The 2,598-nt window shown below is 70.1% G+C and carries 4 protein-coding genes; 3 read left to right on the top strand and 1 reads right to left on the bottom strand.

Features of this window, described 5'->3' with window-relative positions; all coding sequences use genetic code 11:
- Window positions 1-691: DEAD/DEAH box helicase (locus tag CQZ88_RS31625; protein ID WP_258008734.1), on the bottom strand; the 691-nt coding region annotated here is incomplete at its 3' end.
- 391 nt (window positions 692-1,082) lie between these two features.
- On the opposite strand from CQZ88_RS31625, the gene CQZ88_RS22910 reads away from it, so the two are divergent.
- The 3 genes from CQZ88_RS22910 to CQZ88_RS31620 all read left to right on the top strand — a co-directional run.
- Entirely contained in the window at window positions 1,083-1,286 is a 204-nt protein-coding gene (locus CQZ88_RS22910; RefSeq protein WP_003935252.1) for a cold-shock protein, read from the top strand.
- A gap of 129 nt (window positions 1,287-1,415) precedes the next feature.
- Window positions 1,416-2,003: a hypothetical protein gene (locus CQZ88_RS22905; protein WP_029547224.1), complete on the top strand. Its 588-nt coding sequence runs from the start codon at window positions 1,416-1,418 to the stop codon at window positions 2,001-2,003.
- Between the two features lie 135 nt (window positions 2,004-2,138).
- Window positions 2,139-2,598: toprim domain-containing protein (locus tag CQZ88_RS31620; RefSeq protein ID WP_258008732.1), on the top strand; the 460-nt coding region annotated here is incomplete at its 3' end.

Below are 2,598 nucleotides of genomic sequence, written 5' to 3'. Positions count from 1 at the left end.
AGCGCGCGGCGATCCGCCGCAGCCGGCGCAGCACCAGGGCCACGTTGGAGCCGAAGACGCCGCGATAGGAGTGACACTCGTCGACCACCACGTAGCGCAGCCGGCGGAAGAACCGGGACCAGCGGGCGTGCCCGGGCAGCATCGACATGTGCAGCATGTCGGGGTTGGTGAAGATCCACCGTGAGTGGCTGCGCGCCCACTGCCGCAGTTCGGTGGAGGTGTCGCCGTCGTAGGCGCACGCGTGCACGTGACCGAGTTCGGGCTCGGCGGCGGTCACCTCGGTGACGGCGCGCAACTGGTCCGCGCAGAGCGCCTTCGTGGGGGAGAGGTACAGCGCGGTGGCGTGCGGGTCCTCGGCGAGGGCGGTGAGCACGGGTAGCTGGTAGGCGAGGGACTTGCCCGAGGCGGTGCCGGTGGAGACGACGACGTGCTCCCCGCCGGCGGCGAGGTCGGCGGCCTCTGTCTGGTGGCTCCACGGCCGGGGCACGCCGGTGGCGCGCAGAGCCCGGACGACGGCGTCGGACGCCCAGTCCGGCCAGTCGGTGTGGCGAACGTCGCGGGCGGGCAGGTCCGCGCTGTGGGTGAGGGGATGTTCCGAGGCCGGCGTGCCGGCAAGGACCCGTTCGAGCAGTTCGTGGCCGAAGCTCGACGGCCCGTCGCCGACGGGACGGCGGTGCGGCGAGCTGGTCACACTGGGTACTCCGGAGGATGCGGTCGGGATGGGTAACCAGCGTAGTAGGCCATCGCTCCCGGCGTTCGGTCGGTGTCCGGTCGCGCGCGGGGTAACATCGACGTAACCGTACCGGCGAGTAATCCTGCCGTCGGCATATACAAGATCAAATTTTCGGGCGAATTGTGCGCCCGCCTACTGTTGTCTGCGCCCGGAACGTGGTTCACTGACATCGGTCGCAGCTTCTGTGTTCGGTGACTTGAGAAAGTGCACGGCTCGCAGGATCGATGGTTGCGAGCGCGGTGCTTTGCTCTTCCTGTGGGGGGATCAAGAAGTACAGCGGTCGGAACCGGCCCGGCGGCTCGCTCGCCCGCGAACCGCCGCATCCGGTGTTAGAAAGAGAAGGAAAAGCATGGCACAGGGCACTGTGAAGTGGTTCAACGCGGAGAAGGGCTTCGGCTTCATCGCTCCCGAGGACGGCTCCGCCGACGTTTTCGTCCACTACTCGGAGATCCAGGGCAGCGGCTTCCGCACCCTGGAGGAGAACCAGCGCGTGGAGTTCGAGGTCGGCCAGGGCACCAAGGGCCCGCAGGCCACCGGCGTTCGCGCGCTCTGATCGTCGACGCTCCTGCCGGAGCCTGACGTGACTCGGTCCGCAGGGACCGAATCCTCGATCGTCCCCCGTCACCATCGGTGAGGGGGGACGATCTGTTTCTGCGGCAGGTAGCGGAGGAAGGGCGGGTGAGTGAGCCAACTGTCGTTCTTCGGGGCCGAGGAGATGCCCCCGGACCCGACCGACCTCGGCGGCCTGCTGGCCGCGCACGGCCACGCGGTGGTCTCCGGTGACGGCGCACGGATCTCCGTGGTCGTGGACGAGCCGTGGCGGGCGGAGGCGATCGCGGAGCTGATGGCGCAGGCCGCGCTGTCCCCGGAGGTCACCCGGACGGACGAGGGACACCCCCTGGTGCGCACCGCCGCCCTACCGGAACTCGTCCCGGTGGCGGCCGCATGGACACGGGGTGCGGTGAAGGCGGTGCCGGCGGGATGGGTGCCGGGCTCGCGAGCTCTGCGGGCGTGGGTGCTCGCGGCCGGCCGCGCCGAGGCCGAGGGCGAGCGCTACGTGCTGGGGCTGGATCCGCATGCCCCGGACACCCACCCGGTGCTGGCCCAGTCGCTGATGCGCGCCGGGATCGCGCCGACGCTGATCGGCACGCGCGGCGCCGCACCGGGCCTGCGGGTGTCCGGGCGACGCAGGTTGATGCGTCTCGTCGAGAACATCGGGGCGCCGCCGGACGACGCCCGCGCGCGGCAGATCTGGCCGCGCGTGCGGTAGGCGCCGCATCACAGGTGACAGGCCTTCCGTCGCAGGTGTGCGACCCTGTGTATGGCCGCGTCCGGGGAACGGGTCGGTATACATGTCGGGGAGAAGCACGACATGTCAGCGAACAGGGAAGGTGCGGGCAGCGCTGTGGCAGCACGGGACAACAGCACGTCGAACGGCTCGTCGGGCACGCGTCGGCTCGTGATCGTCGAGTCCCCGACCAAGGCGAAGAAGATCGCGCCCTACCTGGGCCGGGACTACGTCGTCGAGGCCTCCGTCGGGCACATCCGTGACCTGCCGCGCGGTGCCGCCGACGTGCCGGCCAAGTACAAGGGCGAGTCGTGGGCCCGGCTCGGCGTGAACGTCGACCACGGCTTCGAGCCGCTGTACGTCGTCAGTCCCGAGAAGAAGTCCAAGGTCACCGAACTGAAGGGGCTGCTGAAGGACGCGGACGAGCTGTACCTCGCGACCGACCCCGACCGTGAGGGCGAGGCCATCGCCTGGCACCTGCTCGAGACCCTCAAGCCGAAGGTCCCGGTCCGCCGGATGGTGTTCCACGAGATCACCGAGCCGGCCATCCGGGCCGCCGCGGAACACACCCGCGACC

The sequence above is a fragment of the Rhodococcus sp. ENV425 genome, assembly GCF_002887785.1.
Classification (GTDB): Bacteria; Actinomycetota; Actinomycetes; order Mycobacteriales; family Mycobacteriaceae; genus Rhodococcus; species Rhodococcus aetherivorans.
Note: the sequence above shows the minus strand (reverse complement) of the source record. Positions and strands in the feature narration are given on the sequence as shown.